The sequence below is a fragment of the Polaromonas sp. P1_H6 genome (assembly GCF_056405195.1).
Genome location: NZ_JBFUCN010000019.1, coordinates 1 through 22,686, shown reverse-complemented (window position 1 = coordinate 22,686; position 22,686 = coordinate 1). Strand labels below are relative to the sequence as shown.

The following is a 22,686-nucleotide window of genomic DNA, read 5'->3' as shown; positions in this document are numbered from 1 at the left end:
TGAATAGTTAATTTAAGCGCTTGAAGCCGCCATGGCATATAGGGCCATTCAACAGGCTCATCACGTCACGACCGTCTTCACATTCTTTGATCAGGCCAAAAACAGGATCGAGTGCTTCGAAGAAACTGGCAACAACTTCAGGTGTGTGCTCGGTGCACACATAAACACTATTACCGGCCAGATAACCCTTGGCAAGCATCTCCTGGGTGATAAGAGTCTTATAGGCCAATGCATGAGGGCTCTGGAAGGTGAACCCGGTAAGCGCAGGCAACCCCCAATGGTCAATACCCAGGCCATGTCTATCTGCTAATTGCTGCCAAAGCTGGCGGATCTCCATGCCAGTCTGCGTAACTGTGTTCCAAGACTGCATCCGCTCCATGACTTCCAATGTCTTCAACGCCGCGCTCGGTCCAATGCGCTCCGTCCAGAAAGTACTGCTAATGAAGGTAGATTGAGCGGCCTCCATGATTTCGCGCCGGCCAATGGTTGCCGTTATGGCGTAGCCATTGCCTAAAGCCTTTCCAAACATGGCCATGTCGGGTTCTACGCCATACATTTTGTGCAAGCCCCCAAAAGTCTGGCGAAAGCCAGAAGTGCACTCGTCGAAGATCAGAACTATTCCGCGGTCTGTGGCGAGTTTGCGCACTTTGTGCAGGAAGTTGTCTTCAGGACCTTTATTCCTCACAACCTCCATTTTGATGACACCAATGTCCTGCGCGCTTACCAGGGTTTCAAGCTCTGCGTAATTGTTATAGTTGAACGGAAATACCGTGCCGCGCAGGCTTTGCGGTACACCTTTTGGATCCAGGCCCGGCAAAAGGTGGCCAGCCAAATTCTCGCCATCACCCAGATTGGCGGATAAATACCAGTCGTGCCAGCCGTGATAGCCACACACAGCCACCTTGTCTTTACCTGAGGCTGCGCGTGCAATGCGTATGGCAATGGCATTGGCTTCACCACCTGAGCGTGCCAGCCGGGCCATGTCAGCCCATGGATGAAGTTCAACGAGCTTCTCAGCCAGGTAAACCTCTTCAGGGCAATTGAAGGTAGACATGTTGCCGGCCGCCACGGTTTGCTGGACGGCGGCGTCCACTTCCGGATGACCGTAGCCCAGGATGTTGGTGCCAATGCCCATGATGGACATGTCGATGTATTCCTTGCCGTCGAGATCCCAGACCTTGCAGCCTTTGGCCTTGCTGAAGTAAGCCGGCCATTGCTCGGGCAGGAACATCTCGGCGCGCTTGGAGAGCAGCATGTTGCCGCCCGGAATGATCTGCTTGGCTCGTTTCCACAGTTTTTGACCGTTACCCATTGCCGCTCCTTCGTTTCGTAGTATCTGGTGGTTGGCCGCGAACATCGCGGGCGCATCCGATTGCAGTTGAAGCACCTGGCGCCACCCGAAATGGATATTCGGGGCAAAGTGCGCAAAGACATTGCTCGCTACCTCGAAGTCAGCCGGCTCATCGACGGTCCAGCGCAAACTAGACAGGTCCTGCTCGTTCTGCATCGCGGCTGTCGCGAAACGACCGGATGTCCGAACATAAGGCGTCACGTGCTCACGGTCGAACTGGCTGTCGCTTTCCTGCAGCGTCCGCTCCAGCGCGGCCAGGGTCACTACTTCAATGTCCAGTCCATCGGGATAGGTGGCCGGGCTCACATTGCTGAAATAATCGACACCGGCGAGGCGGAATCGGCGAATGCATTCATCTACCAGCGCGGGATCCACCATCGGGCAGTCGCCAGTGATGCGCACGACCACATCGGTCTGGTGCGCCTTGGCGGCCTTGACGAAGCGATCCAGCACGTCGTTCTCGCTGCCCTGTTCACAGGCATAACCCAAGCCTTGAACATGCTCGACCAGGACGCGATTCCTGGGATCGATCGACGTGGCCACGATGATCTTGTGCAACTCGACGGAACGCGAAAGACGGGCCAACAGCAGCGCGATCATCGGCACGCCGCCGATCGTCTTCATGACCTTGTTGGGCAATCGGGTCGAGCCCATGCGGGCCTGGACGACAGCAACGATTTTCATGATCTAGCTTGATTCCACTTTGAAGGATCGAGGAGGTCCACGTCGGTGCAGGTAAAGTCCGGCAATGGAGCAGCCATATCTATGCCCGCTAAATCGCTCAGTAGTTCCTTAAATTGTTCGACGGTATCCACGCCGACAACAACGCGACTAACCTGAGGAAAAGAAAGCGGGTATTGCAAACAGGTACGAGTCGCGGAGGCCGTATTTTCAGTCAGCCACTCACGCCATATATCCCACGTGGAGCTCCAGCGTTCAAACTTAAATGGAATCGAGACTCGAGGCATCAGTAGCAGCCCCTGAAGGAACGCAGAGCGCGTGTGCACTTCCACGCCAGAATCGTGCAAGCGCTGTAACCAGCCCGATGAAACCAGGCGCCGGTCAAGCAGATTCAATGGCGCCTGCACTAGATCAGGCATGCAGACCGGAATGATTGAAGCCAGCTGCTCCGGTTCGTAAATGGATACCCCGACCTTCACAACCAAACCATCCTCTTTGAGTGCCTGCAACGCCCGGGCAAGCGCCTGACCATGAGGCCCAATGAGCTGTTCGGCGCGGTGCAGTAGCAAGCCGTAAATCCGTGTCACGCCCAAGCGCGCAAGAGAGGCTTTCATCTGTTCACGCACCCATGCCTCCACGTTGTCGACATCCTCTTGCATTGCTGGCAGTTTGGTTACTACTTTGAAACCATTGATGCCGACCCCTCCGAGACTGGTTTCGCTTTGGCCGTAAGCAATAGCGGTGTCTAGCGTGTCGACATTATTTTCACGGCTAAGTGCCAAAATTTCCGCGATATCACCTAACCCTACTTGTCCACCTTTGTTGGCAATGCCATAGCGCAAACCAAACTGAGCAGTTCCCAATGCAAGCCGCTTCATGCGAAACGTGCCTTTCTCAGCACCGAGGTTGCAACCCACTCTTGCGGGTCGTCCGTGAATCCTGGTCCGCCATGTTGAGTCAATTCGTGGGAAAAGCAAGTGTAGGCAGGGTGCCAATCAAAGAGGCGACGATGATCCATCTTGTGGGAGAAAATCCCGGGTTTATGGTGATACTCACGCCGAGCGGGTGCTAAAGAGAAAAAATCCTGGATAACTATCCAGCCATCCGGCCTCAAGACACGATCGGCTTCCTGGGCAATCCGAAATAAATCCTCGCGATCACAAAGGTATAAGCAAAATCCAAATACAAGAATATCGAACGTGCCCGAGTCATATGGCAAAGCATCCGCCGTGCCTTGTTGAGCGAGAACTCCAATTGCTTTCGCCGAGGCCACAGCTTTCCCAGATGGTTCGATCCCATGGCACTCCATGCCGAGATGTTCACTCATCCACGCCAGTCGTTTTCCCTCTCCACAGCCGACTTCCAGCAACCTCGGCTTTGAATGTCCGATCAACGGCAGTGCCTTTATCGAAGCATTGATAACGGGCTCTTCGCGACTGAATTCCCGATCCTGCATGGCTTGGTGATTGCGTTCAAACCACGCGTCACCCTCATCGTTCAAAAAAATGACTTTCTGCATATCATTCACTCAAATATTTATGCAGCGTTGCGATGACCAACGCTTGATCAGCTTCGCGAAGGGTGGGGAACATTGGCAGACTTAAAGTCTCCTTGTAATACTGCTCCGCAGAGGGGCAGTAGCCCACAACGAAACCCCTATCTTCATAATAGGGCTGCCGGTAAACAGGTATGTAATGCAAATTGACATTAATCCCTGCGGTTTGCAGCACGTCGTAAACTTGCCGTTGGGTCGCGAAGCCAGACTTAACCCGAATAACATACAGGTGATAGCTAGAGTAGCAGTCCGGGTGCTGCCACGGCAGCGTTATGGGCAAGCGGGCCAGTTCGCTGTCGTAGCGTTCGGCGACGCGATGGCGCGTTTGAACCAACTCCTGCAGCCGCTTCATCTGGCTCACACCCAAGGCGGCCTGGATGTCGGTCATCCGATAGTTGTAACCGAGGCAAATCTGCTGGTAGTTCCAGATCTCGTCGCCCGGCCGCGGCTGCATTTTCTTGGCCTCACTGGTGATGCCATGGCTTCGAAAGCGCTGCATCAGGCTCGCCAGAGCGGGATCATTGGTGAGCGCCATGCCGCCTTCACCGGTCGTGATGATCTTCACCGGGTGGAAACTAAACACGGTGATGTCGCTGTATCTGCAGTTCCCGACCGGCTGGCCCTGGTAGCTGGCGCCGATGGCATGCGATGCGTCCTCGATGACCTTGAATCCATATTGCTGACTGAGCTTGTGAATGCCCGCCATGTCGCAGGACTGGCCGCTGAAGTGCACGGGAACGACCACTTTGGGAAGCCGGCCCTCCTTCTCCGCCAATGCCAGCTTTTCGGCCAGCTTTTCCACGCTCATGTTGTAGGTGGCGGGATCGATGTCGACAAAGTCGATCTTCGCTCCGCAGTACAGGCCGCAATTGGCACTGGCGACGAAGGTGATCGGCGATGTCCACAACCAGTCACCCTCTCCCAATTCGAGCGCGAGACATGCGATGTGCAGTGCCGCGGTGGCGTTATTGACCGCGACGGCGTGCCCGGCGCCCACGTGAGTGGCTATGGTCTGCTCGAACAACGGGACCATCGGCCCCTGTGTGAGGAAGTCCGATTTCAGGACTTCCAGCACGGCATCGATGTCGGCTTGGGAAATATCTTGTCGGCCGTAGGGAATCATTGGGAAATACCTTGTGAAGGGTGGCTGATGATTTCGGCATAGGAGCCCACCCGTTTGACAGCGCCGGCACTCAGCTCGACGATTTGGGAGCAATTCTTCAGTGTCGTCAAACGATGGGCCACGATCAGGATGGTCAACTCATCGCCGAGGCTGTCGATTGCCTGCATCACCGCCTGTTCGGTCTCGCTATCCAGTGCACTCGTGGCCTCGTCGAACACGATGACATTGGCTTGCTTGTACAGTGCCCGGGCGATGCCGATGCGCTGACGCTGCCCCCCGGACAGACGGATGCCGCGCTCGCCGACCATGGTTTCGTACTGCTTGTCCCAGGTGTCAATCGTCTGCGCGATCTGCGCCTTCCCGGCGGCCGCACGCAGGCGGACCTGATCGATCTGGCCTGGAGGCACGCCGAAGGCAATGTTCTCCGCGATAGTGCTGTCGGACAGGAAAATCGCTTGCGGCACATGCGCGATATTCGCCTGCCAGGCGCGATGGTTTTGCGGGGTGATCGTTACCCCGTCGACCTGCATGGTGCCTTCGGTAGGCGGCAACAGGCCCATTACGATGTCCAGCAGCGTGCTTTTGCCGCTGCCCGTCTTGCCGATGAAGCCGATGCGGGCGCCCTTGGGTATCGTCAGATTCAATGCATTCAACACCAGCGGGCCGTCCGGCGTATAGCGAAAGCGCAGGCCTTTCAGATCGATGCTGTGGCGGAACGCGATCGGCTCCGGCCGGGGCTCGCTGGCATAGGCGGGCAAAGGCTGGTCGAGCAGTTCCAGGGTGTCCTGCAAGGGCGCCCGGCCGGCATGGATGTGCGCCAGGCTCGAATAGACCAGTTGCATCACAGGCAACAGGCGTTGCGCCCCCAGCACCATGGCGCCGATCACGGGGATCGCGGTGGTAATGCCTTCCGGCCGCTTGCCCAGCACATAGGCCAGCACGGCGATGACCACCATGCCCAGGGCCTCGATGCCGAAGCGCGGGCTGCTGTTGGTGATCTGGACGTTGGCCATTGCCCGCCGAAGCGGCTGGTCTGCATTCAGATAGGTTTTGCAGTACGCCGCCTGCGCGCCATCGATCAACACATCGCGAATCCCGCTGAGGCCTTCTTGCAGCGCCTTGATGACCTGGTTCTGCTCCCGGCTGATGCATATGCTGTTTTCGACAAGCCGCTTCTTGGTCGCCAGGAGGATCAACACATAAATCGTGCCGAAGCCTGCCAGCACGACAAAGGGAATCAGCGGCTCGATCACGGTCAGGGCCGCCACGATGGTCACCAGCATCAGCAGGGAACTGACGATGGCGAGGATGGGCAGAATGGTGCCGTTCACCAGCCCGTTCGCCTTGCCTGAAATGCCGGCAATGACCTCGCTGCTATTGCGCGCCAGGTGTACCGCGTAAGGCTGGTAGAGCGTGCGGCGGTAGATGCTGATGCTGAAATCGGCGCCGATGGAATGGCTCAGCCGCGTCTGCGCCCAGAGGAGAATAAAGCGCATCACACCGGAGACAATCGCCGCCACGGCGAACACAACGGTCAAGGGCAACAGCAGTTGCCTGGACTCTGTCAACCCGAGCCACTGGATCATGCCCTGCACATAAGGCTGCCTGAAAATCGGCTCCGGATTGGTCAACACGCCCAGGAACGGCAACACCGCCCCGATGCTGATCACCTCGGCCAGGGAAGCGAGGATCATCAGGACAAACAGGACGCCCAGCTGGACCCTGCGCCGCGGGCTGATGTGAGGCCACAGCCGGCGCAGAAGTTCAAACAGGGACTGATGACGTTGCACGGTCACTCGTGGTAATCCATCGTCTTGAAGCCATGGTGCTTGATCAGCTCATCGCGCTCGGCGGCCTTGAGGTCTTCGCGCACCATTTCCGCGACGAGTTCGGCGAACGTGGTCTTGGGCGTCCAGCCCAGTTTTTCCTTGGCCTTGGTCGGGTCGCCCAGCAGGGTCTCGACTTCAGTCGGGCGAAAGTAGCGCGGATCCACGCTGACGATGCATCTGCCGCTGCCGTCATAGCCCTTCTCGTCGACGCCGGTTCCTTCCCAGCGGATGCGCATGTCCAGTTCCCTGGCTGCGGCATCGACAAAATCCCTGACCGAAAATTGCACGCCGGTGGCGATCACGAAATCCTCGGGTTTTTCCTGCTGCATCATCAGCCATTGCATTTCAACGTAGTCGCGTGCATGCCCCCAGTCGCGCTTGGCGTCCATGTTGCCGAGGTAGAGGCAGTCCTGCAGGTTGAGCTTGATGCGTGCCAGCGCGCGCGTGATCTTGCGCGTTACAAAGGTTTCGCCGCGCACAGGGCTTTCGTGATTGAACAGAATGCCGTTGCACGCATACATCCCGTATGCCTCGCGGTAATTGACCACCATCCAGTAGCCGTAGAGCTTGGCCACCGCATAGGGGCTGCGCGGATAGAAAGGTGTCGTTTCCTTTTGCGGGGTTTCCTGCACCAGGCCATACAGCTCGCTGGTGGACGCCTGGTAGAAACGGGTCTTTTTCTCCAGGCCAAGAATGCGGATCGCTTCCAGCAGGCGCAGCACGCCCAACGCATCCGAATTGGCCGTGTATTCGGGCTCCTCGAAACTGACCGCCACGTGGCTCTGCGCCGCGAGGTTGTAGATCTCGTCCGGCTGGATCTGCTGGATGATGCGGATCAGCGAGGACGAATCGGTCATATCGCCGTGATGAAGGAAGAACTGCACCCCGCTTTCGTGGCGGTCCCGGTACAGGTGGTCGATGCGGTCGGTGTTGAACAGGCTCGTGCGGCGCTTGAGGCCATGCACGATATACCCTTTCTGCAGCAGCAGCTCGGCGAGATACGAACCATCTTGCCCGGTAACGCCGGTGATGAATGCAACCTTTTGTTGTGAGGACATCGTGTGAGGCTTTCTTTATTTTCGGGCCGGTTGTGACTGAGGTTGTGCGCTCGAATGCGATCCCAGGAAATCCTGGTACGCAGCCGCCAGCCCCTGCTCAAGGCCGACCTCCGCATGCCAGCCCAGTGCGTTCAGCCTGGCGCTGTCCATCAACTTCCGCGGCGCACCGTCCGGCTTGCTGGTATCGAAGCTGAACTCGCCGGAATACCCGACCGCGCGGGCGATGGATTCGGCGAGTTCACGGATGCTGATGTCGCTGCCGACGCCGACGTTGATATGGCTTTGCATGGGCAACACATGCCGGTCGTAGCTCACCTTGTCCAGGTCCATCACATGGACGGATGCAGCGGCCATGTCATCGACATACAGAAACTCCCGCTTCGGTGTTCCGCTGCCCCAGATGATCACCTGCGGCGCATTTTTCACCTTCGCCTCATGGAGGCGGCGGATGAGCGCCGGGATCACATGGGAGTTCTCGGAGTGGTAGTTGTCCCCGGGGCCATACAGATTTGTCGGCATCACGCTGCGGTAGTCCAGGCCATGGCTGTCGCCGTACTGGCGGTTATAGCTCTCGCATAGCTTGATGCCGGCGATCTTGGCAATCGCGTAGGGCTCATTGGTGGGCTCCAGCGTGCCCGTCAACAAGGCATCTTCGCGCATGGGCTGCGCGGCCAGGCGCGGGTAAATGCAGCTGGATCCGAGGAACAGCAGCTTCTGCACGCCGCTTCTGTAAGCGCTGTCGATGACGTTGGCCTCGATCATCAGGTTTTCATAAAGAAACCCGGCGGGATAAGTGTTGTTGGCGTGGATGCCGCCGACCCTGGCTGCCGCGAGATACACCTGCGTGGGTTTTTCGGTTTCGAAAAAACGGCGCACCGCGGCCTGGTCCGTGAGGTCAAGCTCCGCGTGGGTGCGGGTGAGCAACAGCTCGGCCGGGTGGCCCGCGGCCAGCAATCGACGGACAATGGCCGAGCCGACCATGCCCCGATGGCCGGCGACATAAATCTTTGCGGCGGCCCTCATCGGTCACTCCGTCCGTACCGATCTTCAAAACGGACGATATCGTCTTCACCCAAATAGCTGCCCGACTGCACTTCAATAATTTCCAACGGAATCGTGCCGGGGTTGGTCAGGCGATGAATTTCGCCCAAGGGAATATAAGTGGATTGGTTTTCGGTAAGCATGGTCGTCTTGTCCCCGCAGGTGATCTCCGCTGTACCCTTGACCACCACCCAATGCTCTGCCCGGTGATGATGTTTTTGCAGACTAAGACTTGCTTTGGGTTTGACCTGGATACGCTTGACCTTGAAGCGCGGCCCATCGTCGATGCTGTCGTACCAACCCCAGGGGCGATGGACCTTGCGGTGCATCGCGAGTTCTTCCCGCCCGCCAGCAGTGAGCTGGTTGACGATGTGCTTGACGTCCTGGCTGCAAGATTGATCAGCCACCAGGACAGCGTCGGGAGTTTCGATAACGATGAGGTTGTCTACGCCCACAAGGCTGACAAGACGGCTGGTGGCATGTACCAGGGTATTCCGGCTGTCAACGGTCAAGACGTCTCCAAAGCAGGCATTGCCCTTGTCGTCCTTGGGCAGGACTTGCCAGACGGCATCCCAAGCGCCCAGGTCACTCCAGCCTGCATCAAGCGGGACCATTTTTAGCGAAAAATCACTACCGCAGCAGTGTTCCATCACGGCGTAATCGACGGATTCGGCGGGGACGGCGGTGAATTCCGGCTTTCCGGGACGAACAAATTTCTGGTCGATGCTGCGCTTTGCCCATGCGGCGCGAGTAGCTCGGGCAATATCCGGGCGGAAACGTTCCAGCGCCGCCATCCACACCGAGGCCTTCAGCACGAACATTCCGGCATTCCAGTAATACCCACCCTCATCGAGATATCGCTGTGCCGTTGAGGCATCGGGCTTCTCGACAAAACGCTCCACGGTAAAACTTTCCACTGGCGGGACGGCACTCGAGGCAGTCTTGATGTAGCCATAGCCGGATTCCGGCCGATCCGGCGTGATACCAAGGATGACGATGCCGCCGGTGGCAGCCTCGCGAATTGCCGCCTGCATGGCGGTGGCGAAAGCCGGCTGATCGACGACAGTTTGATCAGCGGGAGTCACAAGCAGAACAGGATCATCCCCATTTTCCATTGCAGCAAGAGCGGCCAGAGTCAGCGCTGCCGCAGTGTTACGTCCCACGGGTTCCAGAAGCGAACACTCAAGTTCAATGCCCGCTTCGCGCAATTGCTCTTGCGCCAGAAAACGGTGCTCCTCATTGGTAACGATGTACAGAGCTCCAACATCAATTTGCGCATTACCTACGCTCATCAATCGTTTGGTAGCCAGCTGAAACAGGCTCTCTTCACCCGTAAGACAAAGGAATTGCTTGGGAAAGCCTGTTCGCGAAAGTGGCCAGAGCCTCGTTCCGGATCCACCACAGAGAACTACCGGCCTTGCCTGAATCGTAGGTAAGTTCATTCGTTGTCAATCTCGGTTTTCAATTGCTCGATTTCCGCTTGCAACGACTCATACTCTGCCAGCTTTCGCTTCAAAAACTTCGCCGTCAGCTTCGACTTCTCCGCCATCCCTGACGGCGTCAGCAGATAGGCGTACGCAAGCTTGTTATCACTACTACGAAAGTTCTGCACCTTGATCAGCCCTTTGCTCATCAACGCTTTGAGGCAGTAGTTTGTTTTGCCAAGGCTGATCCCCAAGGCATCCGCCAAGCCGCGCTGATTGACTCGTGGATTTGTCTGCAGCAAACGCAGCACCTGCAAATGGGACTCTTCAGTGGACATCTTTGTTTGGATTGACCGGCCAGATCAGGGGAAACGGGTGTCGATGCCACCTATTGGCATCCTTTTGGAGAGGGGCTTGTTCAACTGATGAACAGTATAGCCACATGAAACTTCTTTTTCAACTCTGTGGAGGGCAGAGGGCCAACATCCCTATTTGAAATGCCTGCGTTCCCCGAAGGACGTCAGCATAGAATCGAGCGTCACAAACGCTGTTGTGGAAACAACAGCGCTACCCGGGAGGCTGGGTAAAAAGGGATCATTCATGAAAAGCAAAACAACTCAGCAAAAGGTGCAGTTCCTTTGAAAAGGCTATTTGACCTGGCCCTGGCCATCATGCTGTCGGCCGTCTTGGCCCTTCCCATCCTGATCATCGTTGTCCTGGTCAGGCTCACGTCCCCCGGCCCCGCCTTGTACTGGTCCGATCGCGTTGGCCGCCACAACCGCATATTCAGGATGCCCAAGTTCAGGAGCATGCGCACCGGCACACCGGCCGTCGCCACGCATTTGCTGGAGAACCCGGCGGCGCACCTGACCCCGATCGGCCCGTTCCTGCGCAAGAGCAGCCTCGACGAACTCCCGCAGCTTTGGAGCATCCTGGTTGGCGACATGAGCTTCGTGGGACCCCGTCCGGCACTGTTCAACCAGGACGACCTGATTGCCCTGCGCACGGCGCAAGGGGTGCACGAGCTGGTGCCGGGACTGACGGGATGGGCGCAAATCAATGGTCGTGACGAATTGCCGATTCCCCAAAAGGTGGCGCTGGACGCAGAGTATCTGCGCCGGCGCTCGCTCTGGTTCGACATCCGGATTTTGTGGCTGACCGCAGCCAAGGTGTTGCGTCGCGACGGCGTGTCCCATTGAGCCGCCGGGCCGGCCTAACTTACGATGCAAAGTCAATGATCAAACAAAAACTGCTGGGCCAGTCACGGCGCGTCAAGCAACTCATGGTGGCGTTCGCTGACATCGTCACGGGCGTCGTGGCTGTATGGGTGGCCTACTCGCTTCGGCTCGATACCCTGCATTGGCCCTACAGCATCCACCAGTGGCTGCCTTATGCGCTGGCACCTTTATTGGCCGCTCCGATTTTCTGGCGCAACGGTCTTTACCGCGCGGTTTTCCGGCATAGCGGCATGGCCGCGATGCGAGCGCTGGTGATCGCCGTATCGCTGTATGCGGTCGTGTTTTCCGGCCTGCTGGTAGTCATGTCTTGGCCGGATGTGCCGCGCTCCCTTGGCCTGCTGCAACCGCTGATATTGATACTCCTGGTGGGCGGCAGCCGTGCTGTTGCCAGGCAATGGTTGAGCAGTCTTTCAGCCGGCCAGCGCCGGGACATGCCAGTCAGCCGCTTGCTGATTTACGGCGCAGGCTCCGCTGGCGTGCAAATCGCCAATGCCATCGCCACTTCCCATGAATTCAAACTGCTGGGATTTGTGGACGATAGCCGGGCGCTGCAAGGCCTGACCATCAATCACGTGCCGGTTTACGCACCGGCAGAACTGCCAGGCCTGGTGGAACAACACGGAATCACCGACCTGCTGCTGGCACTGCCGTCCATTACCCGAGCCCGCCGCAACGAGATCCTGAACGAACTGCAGCCACTCCCGGTCCACGTGCGTTCCCTGCCCGGACTCACCGACCTGGCCCATGGCCGTGTGGCCCTGGCGGACATCAAAGACCTTGATGTGGAAGATTTGCTGGGCCGCGATCCCGTGCCGCCCGATCGCGCGCTGCTGGCGCGCAACCTGAAGGGCAAAGTGGTGCTGGTCACCGGCGCCGCAGGCAGCATCGGCAGCGAGTTGTGCCGCCAGATACTGCAGGAGCGGCCCGCGCGCCTGATCCTTGTCGAACACAGCGAGTTCGGCCTCTACAGCATCCACCAGGAGCTGGGTCACCTATGCCGGCGCATTGCCGAACATGGCGAGGCCGTGGAAATTGCACCCTTGCTGGCCAATGTCCGCGACTACGGCCGCATGCTGGAAATCTGCCGGGCCTACCAGCCGCACACGATTTACCACGCAGCCGCCTACAAACACGTTCCGCTCGTCGAAAGCAATCCCGCCGAGGGGGTCGCCAATAATGTGCTGGGCACCTTCAATACGGCACGCGCCGCGATAGAAACCGGTGTCAGCCATTTCGTGCTCGTGTCCACCGACAAGGCCGTGCGGCCCACCAACGTCATGGGCGCCAGCAAACGTCTCGCCGAGATGGTGTTGCAAGCGCTCTCGGCAACACCGGCCCCGAGTTTCGGCCCTGGAGCCCCTGCAGTGAACAACCGCACGCGCTTTGCCATGGTCCGCTTCGGCAACGTCCTGGGCAGCAGCGGCAGCGTCGTGCCGCTGTTTCGGCGCCAGATTGAGGCCGGCGGCCCGATCACCCTGACCCATGCCGACGTGACGCGCTATTTCATGACCATCCCCGAGGCCGCCCAGCTGGTGCTGCAGGCGGGCGCCATGGCCGAAGGCGGCGAAGTCTATGTGCTGGACATGGGCCAGCCGGTGCGCATCATCGACCTGGCGCGCCGCATGGTGAAGCTCTCCGGCTTCACGGTGCGCGACGAAAACCGCCCCGACGGCGACATCGCGATCGAGGTCACCGGTTTGCGCCCCGGCGAAAAGCTGTATGAAGAGCTGCTGATCGGCGACAACCCCGTCGCGACGCTGCATCCCCGCATCCTCAAAGCGCACGAAGAATTTGTGCCCTGGGCGGATTTCCGCGGAGACCTGGAAGTGCTCAAGCAGGCGGTGAAAGCCAACGACACCGCCACCTTGCGGATATTGCTGCTCAAGCACGTCAGCGGGTTCACCCCCGACGCCCAGGACAGCGACCTCGTCGGCCTGGCAAGCCTTTAAGAACCCACGGGTTCTAGGGTGCGGACACCGCCTCTTTAAAGCTCAAACCCGCGGCATCCTTGCCTGAAAGCAGGGGCGAGCCGCCTTCCAGGGGCCAGGCGATCCCCAGCGTGGGGTCGTTCCAGACAATGCAGCGCTCCTGCTCGGGCGCATAGTAGTCAGTCGTTTTGTACAAAAATTCCGCGCTGTCGCTGAGCACCAGGAAGCCGTGCGCAAGGCCGGGCGGCACCCACAGCTGCCGGTGATTCTCCTCGCTGAGCTCCAGGCCGAACCATTGGCCGAAAGTCGGCGATGCGGGGCGGATATCGACCGCGACGTCGAAGACGGCACCCCGCACGACGCGCACCAGCTTGCCTTGCGGCTGCCCGACCTGGTAGTGCAGGCCGCGAAGCACGTTTTTTGCCGACCGGCTGTGGTTGTCCTGGACAAAGCTGAAATCGGTGCCGGTCGCGGCATTGAATGCGCGCTGGTTGAAACTCTCCAGGAAGAAGCCGCGCTGGTCACCGAACACCCGGGGTTCGAGGATGAGCACGTCCGCGATCGGCGTCGGTGTGACTTTCATGGCCGGCCGGCCTCCTTCAAAAGATTCTGCAGGTATTGGCCGTAGCCGCTTTTTGCCAGCGGCTCGGCGAGCTTGTGCAACTGGGCGTCGTCAATGAATCCGTTGCGCCAGGAAATCTCCTCCGGGCAGGCAATCTTGAGCCCCTGGCGGTGCTCCAGCGTCGCGATGAACTGGCTGGCATCCAGCAGGCTGTCGTGGGTGCCGGTATCCAGCCATGCATAGCCGCGCTGCATGATTTGCACCTTCAGTTGGTCCTGTTCCAGGTAGCGCTGGTTGACCGTGGTGATTTCAAGCTCGCCGCGAGCGCTTGGCTTGATCGACTTGGCGATCTCGACGACCTGGGCATCATAAAAATACAGGCCCGTGACGGCGTAATTGCTTTTGGGTGCGGCCGGTTTTTCTTCAATGCTGCGCGCGCGTCCGGTGGCATCAAACGCCACGACACCGTAACGCTCCGGGTCCTTTACGTGATAGGCAAACACCGTCGCCCCCGACGTTTCGGCATCCGCTTCATTGAGCAGCCTGTGCAGGTCGTGGCCGTAAAAAATGTTGTCGCCCAGCACCAGGGCGCTGGGCGCGCCGTTCAGGAACTTCTCCCCGATGATGAAAGCCTGGGCCAAGCCGTCGGGGCTGGGCTGCACGGCGTATTGAAGGTTCATGCCCCACTGCGATCCATCCCCCAGGAGCTGCTCGAAGCGCGGCGTGTCCTGCGGCGTGCTGATGATCAGTACCTCGCGGATACCGGCGATCATGAGCGTGCTCAGCGGGTAATACACCATGGGCTTGTCGTAGACCGGCAGCAGCTGTTTGCTGATGGCCAATGTGGCCGGGTGCAGGCGGGTACCGGAGCCGCCGGCCAGGATGATGCCTTTGCGTTGAGTCATGTTTGAGCGATCAGGTAATTTCTGCCAGCATGCGGGCCACGCCCTGCTGCCATGCCGGAAGCTGCAGGCCAAGGGCGCCACGAAGTTTGGCGGTGTTCAAGCGCGAATTATGCGGGCGCAGCGCCGGTGTCGGGAAGGCCGATGTGGCGACAGGATCCACGGTCTCCGGTGAGGCCTTGAGCGCCCTGCCGCTTTTCGCCGCGTAATCGAGAACAAAGCGCGCGTAGCCATGCCAGGACGTTTCGCCCGCGGCCGCCACGTGGTAGATCCCGGCAAAGCCCGCTGTGGACCCAGTGAGCGCGCCGCGCAGCATGTGGGCCGTGACATCGGCCAGCAGGTCGGCCCCTGTAGGCGCTCCGAACTGGTCGCTGACGACCGTCAGGCGGTCGCGCTCGGCGGCCAGGCGCAGCATGGTCTTGGCGAAGTTGCCGCCCCGGGCCGCATAGACCCAGCTGGTGCGCAAAATCAAGTGCCGGGCGCACCGCGCTGCAATGCGCTGCTCGCCCTCGAGTTTGGTCCGCCCATAAACGCTGAGCGGGCCGGTCGGGTCGCTTTCTTCCCAGGGCTTGCTGCCGCTGCCGTCAAACACATAGTCCGTCGAATAATGGACCAGCCATGCCCCGGCGGCGTCCGCCGCTTCCGCCAGCACGCCCGGCGCTTCGGCATTGACGGTATGCGCGGTGGTGGCATCGCTTTCAGCCTTGTCGACGGCGGTGTAGGCAGCGGCATTGACGATGACGTCAGGCCGGATCTGGCGCACCGTCTCACGGATGCCGTCCAGATTGGCGAGGTCGCCGCAAAAGTCATGGCTGTGGCGGTCCAGCGCGACCAGCTCGCCCAGGGGCGCCAGGCTGCGCTGCAGCTCCCAGCCCACCTGGCCGTTCTTGCCGAAAAGCAGTATCTTCATGCGCGCGCTCAGGCCGCGGCCGTCGCGTACTGGGCATCGACCCAGTCGCGGTAAGCCCCGCTCTGCACATGGGTGACCCATTCAGGGTTGTCCAGGTACCACTGCACGGTCTTGCGGATGCCGGTTTCAAAGGTTTCGGCGGGCTTCCACCCCAATTCGCGCGTCATCTTGGCGGCATCGATCGCGTAGCGGCGATCGTGGCCCGGCCGGTCCTTGATAAAGCTGACCTGTTCGCGGTAGCTACCGCCGGCGCGCGGGCGCAACTCGTCGAGCAGGGCGCACACCGCATGGACGATGTCGATGTTCGGTTTCTCGTTGTTGCCGCCGATGTTGTAGGTCTCGCCGGGCTTGCCGGCTTCGAGCACGCGGCGAATGCCGCTGCAGTGGTCCTTGACGTACAGCCAGTCGCGCACCTGCTGGCCGTCGCCGTAGACCGGCAGCGGCTTGCCGGCCAGGGCGTTGACGATCATCAGCGGGATCAGTTTTTCGGGGAAATGGTAAGGGCCGTAATTGTTGGAGCAATTGGTGGTGAGCACCGGCAGGCCGTAGGTGTGGTGATAGGCCCGGGTCAGGTGGTCGCTGGCCGCCTTGCTGGCCGAGTAGGGGCTGTTCGGCTCGTAGCGGTGGGTTTCGCTGAAAGCCGGGTCGGCGGGCTTGAGCGAACCGTAAACCTCGTCGGTGGACACCTGCAGGAAGCGGAACGCGGCCTTCTCGCCGTTCGGCAGGCCGGCCCAGTACTGGCGCACGGCTTCCAGCAACCGGAAGGTGCCGACGATATTGGTCTGGATAAATTCTTCGGGATCCGCGATGGAACGGTCCACATGCGACTCCGCCGCGAAATGGAGCACGGCACGCGGCTTGTGCCTGGCCAGCAGTTCAGCGACCAGGGCCCTGTCGCCGATGTCGCCCTTGACAAAAACGTGCCGTGGATCGCCCTTGAGGGGCGCCAGTGTTTCCATGTTGCCGGCGTAGGTGAGCTTGTCCAGGTTGACGACCGGCTCGTCGCTGCCTGCCAGCCAGTCAAGGACAAAATTGGCGCCGATAAATCCGGCTCCCCCCGTAACCAAAATCATGAGCTCACCTTCCATGCGCCGCTGCAGTGCGGCACCGGCTCACATTATGCCCTCGGCCTCGCGGCGGGAAGGCCGTGGGCAAGGGCCGCCGCCCCGGTCAGAAGTGAATTCCACGCATCATCTGCTGCATGGCAACGGCTTCGGCCGACAGCTGCGGTTTGGCGCCCTTCTCGCCCTTGGCGGCCGAAGAGTCGGGGAACATGCGGAAGCTGGTGTTCATGGCGATCTGCGCGATGCGCGGCACCAGCGCGTGCATCAGCTGGCCGGTGATGCCCAGGCGTGTGGCGACGCGCACCGGCTTGAAGATGCAAGCCTGCGCGATCATGTCGGCGGCCTCTTCGGGGGACAGCGTCGGCACGTTGTTGTACAGGTTGGTAGGCGCGATCATGGGCGTGCGCACCAGCGGCATGTTGATGGTGGTGAAGCTGATGCCGACGTCGGCGAACTCGCTCGACGCGCAACGCGTCCAGGCGTCCAGCGCGGCCTTGGAGGCCACATAGGCCGAAAAACGCGGCGCGTTGGTCAGCACGCCGATGGAACTGATGTTGACCACATGGCCCTTGCGCCTGGCCGCCATGCCGGGCAGCAGGCCCATGGTCACGCGCAGGCAGCCGAAGTAGTTGAGCTGCATGGTGCGCTCGTAGTCGTGGAAACGGTCGTAGCTGGCCTCGATCGCGCGGCGTATGGAGCGGCCGGCATTGTTGATCAGGAAATCGACGCCGCCGTGGTTGGCAATCAGCAGCTTGAGGAAACGATCGCAATCGGCCATGTCGGCGATGTCGGCCGGGTAAGCCACGAACTGGTAGCCCTTGGCCTTGGCTTCCTTGCAGGCTTCATCGAGCTTGTCCTGGTCGCGCCCGCAGATGACGGTGACCGCGCCGGCCTCGGCGAACTTGTGCGCAGCGGCCAGGCCTATGCCGGAAGAGCCACCGGTGACCAGCACCACCTTGCCGCCCACTGTTCCCTTGAGCGAGCGGTCGATGTGCAGGTCGGGATCCAGGTGGCGCTCCCAGTAATCCCACAGGCGCCAGGCGTAGTCCTTGAGGTTGGGGCACTCAATGCCGGCGCCCTTGAGCGCAGCCATGGTCTCGCGGCAGTCGAAACGGGTCGGGTAGTTGACGAAGGTCAGCATGTCCTCGGGCAGGCCCAGGTCGGCCAGCACCGCGTTGCGCACACGCCGCACCGGCGCCAGCGCCATCAGGCTCTTCTTGACGCCGCGCGGGATGAAACCCAGCAGGGCGGCGTTGATGAACAGGTTCATCTTGGGCGCATGGGCCGCGCGGCTGAAGATGTCCAGCACGTCGCCGACGCGGTAGCCCACCGGGTCCACCAGGTGGAAGCATTTTTTGGCGATGCCGGTCTTGTGGCTGATGTGGTCCAGCGCGTCGACCACGAAGTCGACGGGGACGATGTTGATGCGCCCGCCTTCCAGGCCCACGGCCGGCATCCAGGGCGGCAGGAGCTGGCGCATGCGCTGGATCAGCTTGAAGAAATAGTAGGGGCCGTCGATCTTGTCCATCTCGCCGGTGGTGCTGTCGCCGACCACCATGGCGGGTCGGAACACCGTCCAGGGCACCTTGCATTCCTTGCGCACGATTTTTTCGCTCTCGTGCTTGGTCATGAAATACGGGTGCTCGTAGTTCTCGGCCTCCTCGAACATGTCCTCGCGGAACACGCCTTCATAGAGGCCGGCCGCGGCGATGGAGCTCACATGGTGGAAGTGCCCGGCATCGATGACCTTGGCGAACTCCACCGCGCTGCGCGTGCCCTCGATGTTGACGGCGATCTGGCTTTCCTCGTCGGCGCCCAGGTCGTAGACGGCGGCCAGATGGTAAAAATGCCCAACCTGGCCCTTGAGCTTTTTGATGTCCTCACTGCTGACGCCCAGTTTCTTGCTCGTCAGGTCGCCATGGATGGCGACAGCCCGCGCGGCGCTGACGCCCCAGTACTCCCTCAGTGCCGCCACTTTGCCGGCGCTTTCCTTGCGGATCAGGAAATGAACGGTCGTGCCTTTTCGTTCCAGAAGTTTTTTGACCAGGCGTTTGCCGATGAAGCCTGTGGCCCCCGTGACGAAATAATGCATGTTGTGTTTTCTCCGCTGAACTGTCGATCAAAAACTGATTCTTGCTTAAAGCGCATGACTCTCTATTCAGCAGAAACCCGCGCTCAGCGGCGCGGGGCGTGCTTTTCCATAGAGCGGGGCACCTAAACAGCGCCGCGGGGAAGGCTTATATTTTCCGGTCTATGCGGCATACTGTCCGCGCAAATCCACAACCCTCACTGTCTGGAGTCCACCATGGTCAAGAAACTGCAAAAAATGAGCGCCGACAAAAAATCCGGTCCCCAGCTGTCGGGCGCCGTCAAAGAGTCCGCGCAGCAAATCTGGCTGGCCGGCCTGGGCGCCTTCTCCAAGGCGCAGGAAGAAGGCGGCAAAGTGTTTGAAACCCTGGTCAAGGAAGGCCTGTCCATCCAGCGCAAAACCCAGGCCGTCGCCGAAGGGAAAATCTCCGAGGCCACCAACAAGATGGCCACCATGGCCACCGACATCCAGTCCAAAGCCGGCCACCAGTGGGACAAGCTCGAAAACATTTTTGAAGACCGTGTCGCCAAGGCCCTGAACAAGCTTGGCGTGCCTTCCGCCAAGGACGTGGACGCACTGATCGCCCGCATCGACGAACTGAACCGCAACGTGCAAAAACTCAGCGGCAAGGCCCCGGCCGCCAAGACGGCGACCAAGACCGCCGCCAAAAAGGCCCCGGCCACCAAGCGCCCGGCCGCGCGCAAGTCGGCTTAAGCACTTCGAGCTTCACCAGAAAAAGGGACATGCCGTCCCTTTTTTTACGCCTGTGCGCGCCTCTCCGCCTGCGCGGTTTTGCTGCAAAGCAGCAATTATTTCCGGGGCCGCCGTCTACACTTTCTTTCCATGACCTCTGCCAAGCGTTCAAAAAGCAAACCCTCCACGAGCCAGCCGCGCATTGCCTTGGCCCTCGCCGGGGGAGGCCCATTGGGGGCCATTTACGAGATCGGCGCCCTCTGCGCACTCGATGAATCCCTGCAAGGCATCTCGTTCACTGAACTGCACCACTATGTCGGTGTCTCGGCCGGCGGCTTTATCGCGGCGGGCCTGGCCAATGGCATGACACCACGCGAACTCTGCGCTGCCTTTATCGAAAACGGCGACCAGGCCTCGGAGGTGTTTGACCCGGCCTGGCTGATGGTGCCGGCTTATGGCGAATTTTTGCGGCGCGGCATCACCCTGCCCGGCCTGGCCGCATCGGCCGCGTGGCGCGCCACCTTTGGGCGCAAGTCTTTTGTGCATGCACTGGAGGCGCTGGGGCCGGCCCTGCCCACGGGCATTTTTGCCAACGACAAAGTCGACACGCAGCTCGAAAAACTGTTTTCCAAGCCTGGGCGCACCAACGACTTCCGGCAACTTCGCACGCGCCTGACGCTGGTGGCGACCAACCTGGACAGCGGCGACGCCGCGCCCTTCGGCCGCCCCGGCTGGGACCATGTGCCGATTTCCAAGGCCGTCCAGGCCAGTTCGGCCCTGCCGGGCCTGTTCCCCCCGGTGGAGATCGACAGCCACTACTACGTGGACGGCGCCCTCAAGAAGACCATGCACGCCGGCGTGGCCATGGACGAGGGCATAGACCTGATGTTCTGCCTGAACCCGCTGGTGCCTTTCAATTCCACGCGCGCTCCCCGGCTGGCCATGGACCAGCGCGTCATGCGCCGCGGCCTGCCGCCTGAAAAGCAGGCCATCCCGCGCATCGTGAGCGGCGGCCTGCCCGCGGTGATGAGCCAGACCTTCCGCTCCATGATCCATTCGCGGCTGGAGCTGGGCATGAAGCACTACGAACACGCCTATCCCGACACCGACATCGTGCTGCTGGAGCCCGACCACCGCGATGCCGAGCTGTTCCTGGCCAATACCTTCAGCTATCGTCAGCGCCGCGAACTGGCCGAGCACGCCTACCAGCAGACCCGGCAGATGCTGCGCTCACGCAAGACCACGCTGTCGGCCAAGCTCGCGCGGCACGGCGTGAGCTTGAACCTGGACGTTCTGGAGGATCCCAAGCGCCACCTGGTGGCCGCGAGGCCGGCCGCCACCCGCGTGGGCCGCGCCATCGCCTCGCTGGAGGAAGTGATGGAGGATTTAAGCCATGCACTGCAACCGGCTTCCCGCACGGCGGTCCCGGCGTAACCCAAAGGTTCTCCATGGGCGGATATTGAGGCTTGGTGGACTTCCCTAGTTTCGCGCCGGCCAGCGCCGGGTTAGAGTTCAAGAACAATACGAGGTAGACAAAATGGCGAAAAAAGCGCCGCGCCGAACAGCAGAGCGGATCCTGGAGGTTACCCTGGACCTCTTCAACCGCTTTGGCGAGCCCAATGTGTCGACCACCTTGATCTCGGCCGAGCTCAACATCAGCCCGGGCAACCTCTATTACCACTACCCCGCCAAAGACGAGCTCATCAACTCGCTGTTCGACCGTTATGAAAAATCCCTGGGCGAACTGCTCAACGCCAGCGACGGCGTGCGCGACGTGGAGGACGCCTGGTTTTTCATGCACACGCTGTTCGAACTGATCTGGCAGTACCGTTTCCTCTACCGCGACCTCAACGACTTGCTGAGCAAGAACCGCCGGCTGGAAACCCACTTCCAGTGGGTGCTCAAGAACAAGACACGCGCCATCAAGAGCCTGCTCGACGGCATGAGCCGCGCCGGCGCCGTGACCATCGATTCGCGCGAGGTTGAGGCCACGGCCACCAGCATGGTGGTGGTGCTCACCTACTGGCTCAGCTTCGAGTACGTGCGCGACCCGCGCAATGCGCTGGAGCCCGCCAACGCCCAGGCCGCGCTGCTGCGCGGCGCGCACCACGTGCTCAACCTGCTGATCCCCTACCTGGAGCAAAGCCAGCGCGCGCACCTGCAAGCCCTGGTCGGCGCTTACAGCAACCCGGCTTGAGTTCCTTCAAACAGCCCTCATTGATAACACCAACAATTTTTACAGGAGACAAGACACATGGCCAAATGGACCGCTTTTCCCCATGCCGGCGACTACGCATTCGATGCCGCCAGCCTGAAAAAGAGCTGGGCCCGCCTGCACACAGGCGACTGCGAGCCCCTACCCAAGGATGCCGACGTACTGCAGGCCTGGGTGCTGTTCCACAACGGTGAATTCCAGAAGGCCTTTGACGCCGGCCTCAAGGCCGGCGGAGACGGCATCACGGTGGCCAACAAAGCCGCCAGCATGTACGCCACCTACCTGGAAACCAAGGAAAAAGCCAAGCTCGACCTCTTCATGGAAGTCGCCGCCCGCGCCGAAGCCCAGCAAAAAGACGACCCGAAGAACGCCAACGCCTGGTACTGGCAGGCTTACGCGCTGGGCCGCTACAGCCAGGGCATCAGCGTGGCCAAGGCCCTGGCCCAGGGCCTTGGCACCAAGGTGAAGAACGCACTTGAGCAGGCCATCAAGCTCTCGCCCAAACACGCCGACGCCCACATCGCGCTGGCGGCCTTCCACGCCGAGGTGATCGACAAGGTCGGCTCGCTGATAGGCGGCATGACCTACGGCGCCAAGAAGGACGTGGGCCTGTCGCTCTACAAAGACGCCCTGAAACTACACCCCGGCTCGGCCATCGGCATGATCGAGTACGCCAACGGGATGGTCATGCTTGAAGGCGACAAGAAGATGAAAGAGGCCACCAAGCTTTATGAGCAGGCAGCGGCCAGCAAGGCGCTGGATGCGACGGAACGGTTGGATGTGGAGATGGCTAAGGCGGAGTTGGAAGACTAAGCTTGCGCTTGGCTGGGTCTTGCTCCGGCTTGCGCGCCCTCGCCCTTTGCTGAGGGTTGCTGGCCGGGGGTAGCCCGGCAGCTACTCACTTTTCTTTTGCTTCGCCAAAAGAAAAKTAAGCAAAAGAAAAGGCGACCCTGGTTGCTGCGTCCCTTCGCTTCGCTACGGGCAACCTGCGGTGCTCGGTTCAGGCGGGGTCGGCGGGGTCTC

General features: G+C 60.4%; 20 protein-coding genes. 6 read left to right on the top strand and 14 right to left on the bottom strand.

Going from position 1 to position 22,686, the window contains the following annotated elements:
- Nucleotides 1-7 precede the first annotated feature (7 nt).
- From AC1D1F_RS16955 to AC1D1F_RS16915, 9 genes are read right to left on the bottom strand one after another with little or no spacing between them, the layout of a single operon-like run.
- The gene (locus tag AC1D1F_RS16955) at nucleotides 8-2,035 is read right to left on the bottom strand and encodes an aminotransferase class III-fold pyridoxal phosphate-dependent enzyme (RefSeq protein ID WP_477675912.1); all 2,028 of its coding nucleotides are present in this window, start codon (nucleotides 2,033-2,035) and stop codon (nucleotides 8-10) included.
- On the bottom strand, nucleotides 2,032-2,910 hold the full coding sequence (locus AC1D1F_RS16950; protein WP_477675913.1) for an aldo/keto reductase: 879 nt from the start codon (nucleotides 2,908-2,910) through the stop codon (nucleotides 2,032-2,034). The genes AC1D1F_RS16955 and AC1D1F_RS16950 overlap by 4 nt, the downstream gene beginning before the upstream one ends.
- Complete coding sequence (locus AC1D1F_RS16945; protein ID WP_477675914.1) at nucleotides 2,907-3,551, bottom strand: class I SAM-dependent methyltransferase; 645 nt, start codon at nucleotides 3,549-3,551, stop codon at nucleotides 2,907-2,909. Before AC1D1F_RS16945 ends, AC1D1F_RS16950 begins: the two co-directional genes overlap by 4 nt.
- A 1-nt stretch (nucleotide 3,552) precedes the next feature.
- Complete coding sequence (gene pseC / locus AC1D1F_RS16940) at nucleotides 3,553-4,710, bottom strand: UDP-4-amino-4,6-dideoxy-N-acetyl-beta-L-altrosamine transaminase (RefSeq protein ID WP_477675915.1); 1,158 nt, start codon at nucleotides 4,708-4,710, stop codon at nucleotides 3,553-3,555.
- A complete protein-coding gene (locus AC1D1F_RS16935; RefSeq protein ID WP_477697493.1) occupies nucleotides 4,707-6,506 on the bottom strand; it encodes an ABC transporter ATP-binding protein in 1,800 nt (599 codons plus the stop codon). Before AC1D1F_RS16935 ends, pseC begins: the two co-directional genes overlap by 4 nt.
- The gene (gene gmd / locus AC1D1F_RS16930; protein WP_477697492.1) at nucleotides 6,503-7,597 is read right to left on the bottom strand and encodes a GDP-mannose 4,6-dehydratase; all 1,095 of its coding nucleotides are present in this window, start codon (nucleotides 7,595-7,597) and stop codon (nucleotides 6,503-6,505) included. The genes AC1D1F_RS16935 and gmd overlap by 4 nt, the downstream gene beginning before the upstream one ends.
- Before the next feature lie 15 nt (nucleotides 7,598-7,612).
- Nucleotides 7,613-8,620 (bottom strand): GDP-L-fucose synthase, encoded by a 1,008-nt coding sequence (fcl, locus tag AC1D1F_RS16925; protein ID WP_477700782.1) that lies wholly within the window; start codon nucleotides 8,618-8,620, stop codon nucleotides 7,613-7,615.
- Complete coding sequence (locus AC1D1F_RS16920) at nucleotides 8,617-10,080, bottom strand: mannose-1-phosphate guanylyltransferase/mannose-6-phosphate isomerase (protein ID WP_477675918.1); 1,464 nt, start codon at nucleotides 10,078-10,080, stop codon at nucleotides 8,617-8,619. The genes fcl and AC1D1F_RS16920 overlap by 4 nt, the downstream gene beginning before the upstream one ends.
- On the bottom strand, nucleotides 10,077-10,400 hold the full coding sequence (locus AC1D1F_RS16915; RefSeq protein WP_477675919.1) for a MarR family EPS-associated transcriptional regulator: 324 nt from the start codon (nucleotides 10,398-10,400) through the stop codon (nucleotides 10,077-10,079). Before AC1D1F_RS16915 ends, AC1D1F_RS16920 begins: the two co-directional genes overlap by 4 nt.
- 300 nt (nucleotides 10,401-10,700) lie before the next feature.
- On the opposite strand from AC1D1F_RS16915, the gene AC1D1F_RS16910 reads away from it, so the two are divergent.
- Nucleotides 10,701-11,261: a sugar transferase gene (locus tag AC1D1F_RS16910; RefSeq protein ID WP_477675920.1), complete on the top strand. Its 561-nt coding sequence runs from the start codon at nucleotides 10,701-10,703 to the stop codon at nucleotides 11,259-11,261.
- Nucleotides 11,262-11,296: 35 nt separating this feature from the next.
- The gene (locus tag AC1D1F_RS16905; RefSeq protein ID WP_477697440.1) at nucleotides 11,297-13,249 is read left to right on the top strand and encodes a polysaccharide biosynthesis protein; all 1,953 of its coding nucleotides are present in this window, start codon (nucleotides 11,297-11,299) and stop codon (nucleotides 13,247-13,249) included.
- A 13-nt stretch (nucleotides 13,250-13,262) separates the two neighbouring features.
- On the opposite strand, the gene rfbC is transcribed toward AC1D1F_RS16905, so the two are convergent.
- The 5 genes from rfbC to AC1D1F_RS16880 form a co-directional block, all read right to left on the bottom strand.
- The gene (gene rfbC / locus AC1D1F_RS16900) at nucleotides 13,263-13,811 is read right to left on the bottom strand and encodes a dTDP-4-dehydrorhamnose 3,5-epimerase (protein ID WP_477675922.1); all 549 of its coding nucleotides are present in this window, start codon (nucleotides 13,809-13,811) and stop codon (nucleotides 13,263-13,265) included.
- A complete protein-coding gene (gene rfbA / locus AC1D1F_RS16895; protein ID WP_477675923.1) occupies nucleotides 13,808-14,695 on the bottom strand; it encodes a glucose-1-phosphate thymidylyltransferase RfbA in 888 nt (295 codons plus the stop codon). The genes rfbC and rfbA overlap by 4 nt, the downstream gene beginning before the upstream one ends.
- A gap of 10 nt (nucleotides 14,696-14,705) precedes the next feature.
- Entirely contained in the window at nucleotides 14,706-15,602 is an 897-nt protein-coding gene (gene rfbD / locus AC1D1F_RS16890) for a dTDP-4-dehydrorhamnose reductase (RefSeq protein WP_477700781.1), read from the bottom strand.
- Between the two features lie 8 nt (nucleotides 15,603-15,610).
- Nucleotides 15,611-16,675, bottom strand: coding sequence for a dTDP-glucose 4,6-dehydratase (gene rfbB, locus AC1D1F_RS16885; RefSeq protein WP_477678010.1), 1,065 nt, complete (start codon nucleotides 16,673-16,675; stop codon nucleotides 15,611-15,613).
- Between the two features lie 97 nt (nucleotides 16,676-16,772).
- The gene (locus AC1D1F_RS16880) at nucleotides 16,773-18,758 is read right to left on the bottom strand and encodes an SDR family oxidoreductase (protein ID WP_477678011.1); all 1,986 of its coding nucleotides are present in this window, start codon (nucleotides 18,756-18,758) and stop codon (nucleotides 16,773-16,775) included.
- Between the two features lie 213 nt (nucleotides 18,759-18,971).
- Between AC1D1F_RS16880 and AC1D1F_RS16875 the strand changes: the two genes are divergently transcribed.
- The 4 genes from AC1D1F_RS16875 (at nucleotide 18,972) to AC1D1F_RS16860 (ending at nucleotide 22,476) form a co-directional block, all read left to right on the top strand.
- A complete protein-coding gene (locus tag AC1D1F_RS16875) occupies nucleotides 18,972-19,469 on the top strand; it encodes a phasin family protein (protein WP_477678012.1) in 498 nt (165 codons plus the stop codon).
- A gap of 129 nt (nucleotides 19,470-19,598) precedes the next feature.
- The gene (locus tag AC1D1F_RS16870) at nucleotides 19,599-20,882 is read left to right on the top strand and encodes a patatin-like phospholipase family protein (RefSeq protein WP_477678013.1); all 1,284 of its coding nucleotides are present in this window, start codon (nucleotides 19,599-19,601) and stop codon (nucleotides 20,880-20,882) included.
- A 103-nt stretch (nucleotides 20,883-20,985) separates the two neighbouring features.
- The gene (locus AC1D1F_RS16865; protein ID WP_477678014.1) at nucleotides 20,986-21,645 is read left to right on the top strand and encodes a TetR/AcrR family transcriptional regulator; all 660 of its coding nucleotides are present in this window, start codon (nucleotides 20,986-20,988) and stop codon (nucleotides 21,643-21,645) included.
- 57 nt (nucleotides 21,646-21,702) lie between these two features.
- Complete coding sequence (locus AC1D1F_RS16860) at nucleotides 21,703-22,476, top strand: tetratricopeptide repeat protein (protein ID WP_477678015.1); 774 nt, start codon at nucleotides 21,703-21,705, stop codon at nucleotides 22,474-22,476.
- Nucleotides 22,477-22,686 lie beyond the last annotated feature (210 nt).

What these genes read in the sequence shown, in the direction of transcription:
- AC1D1F_RS16860 (WP_477678015.1), top strand. Translation starts at nt 21,703, where the DNA reads ATGGCCAAATGGACCGCTTTTCCCCATGCCGGCGACTACGCATTCGAT.
- AC1D1F_RS16875 (WP_477678012.1), top strand. Translation starts at nt 18,972, where the DNA reads ATGGTCAAGAAACTGCAAAAAATGAGCGCCGACAAAAAATCCGGTCCC.
- AC1D1F_RS16865 (WP_477678014.1), top strand. Translation starts at nt 20,986, where the DNA reads ATGGCGAAAAAAGCGCCGCGCCGAACAGCAGAGCGGATCCTGGAGGTT.
- fcl (WP_477700782.1), bottom strand. Translation starts at nt 8,620, where the DNA reads ATGAGGGCCGCCGCAAAGATTTATGTCGCCGGCCATCGGGGCATGGTC.
- gmd (WP_477697492.1), bottom strand. Translation starts at nt 7,597, where the DNA reads ATGTCCTCACAACAAAAGGTTGCATTCATCACCGGCGTTACCGGGCAA.
- AC1D1F_RS16945 (WP_477675914.1), bottom strand. Translation starts at nt 3,551, where the DNA reads ATGCAGAAAGTCATTTTTTTGAACGATGAGGGTGACGCGTGGTTTGAA.
- AC1D1F_RS16870 (WP_477678013.1), top strand. Translation starts at nt 19,599, where the DNA reads ATGACCTCTGCCAAGCGTTCAAAAAGCAAACCCTCCACGAGCCAGCCG.
- AC1D1F_RS16915 (WP_477675919.1), bottom strand. Translation starts at nt 10,400, where the DNA reads ATGTCCACTGAAGAGTCCCATTTGCAGGTGCTGCGTTTGCTGCAGACA.
- AC1D1F_RS16920 (WP_477675918.1), bottom strand. Translation starts at nt 10,080, where the DNA reads ATGAACTTACCTACGATTCAGGCAAGGCCGGTAGTTCTCTGTGGTGGA.
- rfbB (WP_477678010.1), bottom strand. Translation starts at nt 16,675, where the DNA reads ATGATTTTGGTTACGGGGGGAGCCGGATTTATCGGCGCCAATTTTGTC.
- AC1D1F_RS16880 (WP_477678011.1), bottom strand. Translation starts at nt 18,758, where the DNA reads ATGCATTATTTCGTCACGGGGGCCACAGGCTTCATCGGCAAACGCCTG.
- AC1D1F_RS16955 (WP_477675912.1), bottom strand. Translation starts at nt 2,035, where the DNA reads ATGAAAATCGTTGCTGTCGTCCAGGCCCGCATGGGCTCGACCCGATTG.
- rfbD (WP_477700781.1), bottom strand. Translation starts at nt 15,602, where the DNA reads ATGAAGATACTGCTTTTCGGCAAGAACGGCCAGGTGGGCTGGGAGCTG.
- rfbC (WP_477675922.1), bottom strand. Translation starts at nt 13,811, where the DNA reads ATGAAAGTCACACCGACGCCGATCGCGGACGTGCTCATCCTCGAACCC.
- AC1D1F_RS16905 (WP_477697440.1), top strand. Translation starts at nt 11,297, where the DNA reads ATGATCAAACAAAAACTGCTGGGCCAGTCACGGCGCGTCAAGCAACTC.
- rfbA (WP_477675923.1), bottom strand. Translation starts at nt 14,695, where the DNA reads ATGACTCAACGCAAAGGCATCATCCTGGCCGGCGGCTCCGGTACCCGC.
- AC1D1F_RS16950 (WP_477675913.1), bottom strand. Translation starts at nt 2,910, where the DNA reads ATGAAGCGGCTTGCATTGGGAACTGCTCAGTTTGGTTTGCGCTATGGC.
- pseC (WP_477675915.1), bottom strand. Translation starts at nt 4,710, where the DNA reads ATGATTCCCTACGGCCGACAAGATATTTCCCAAGCCGACATCGATGCC.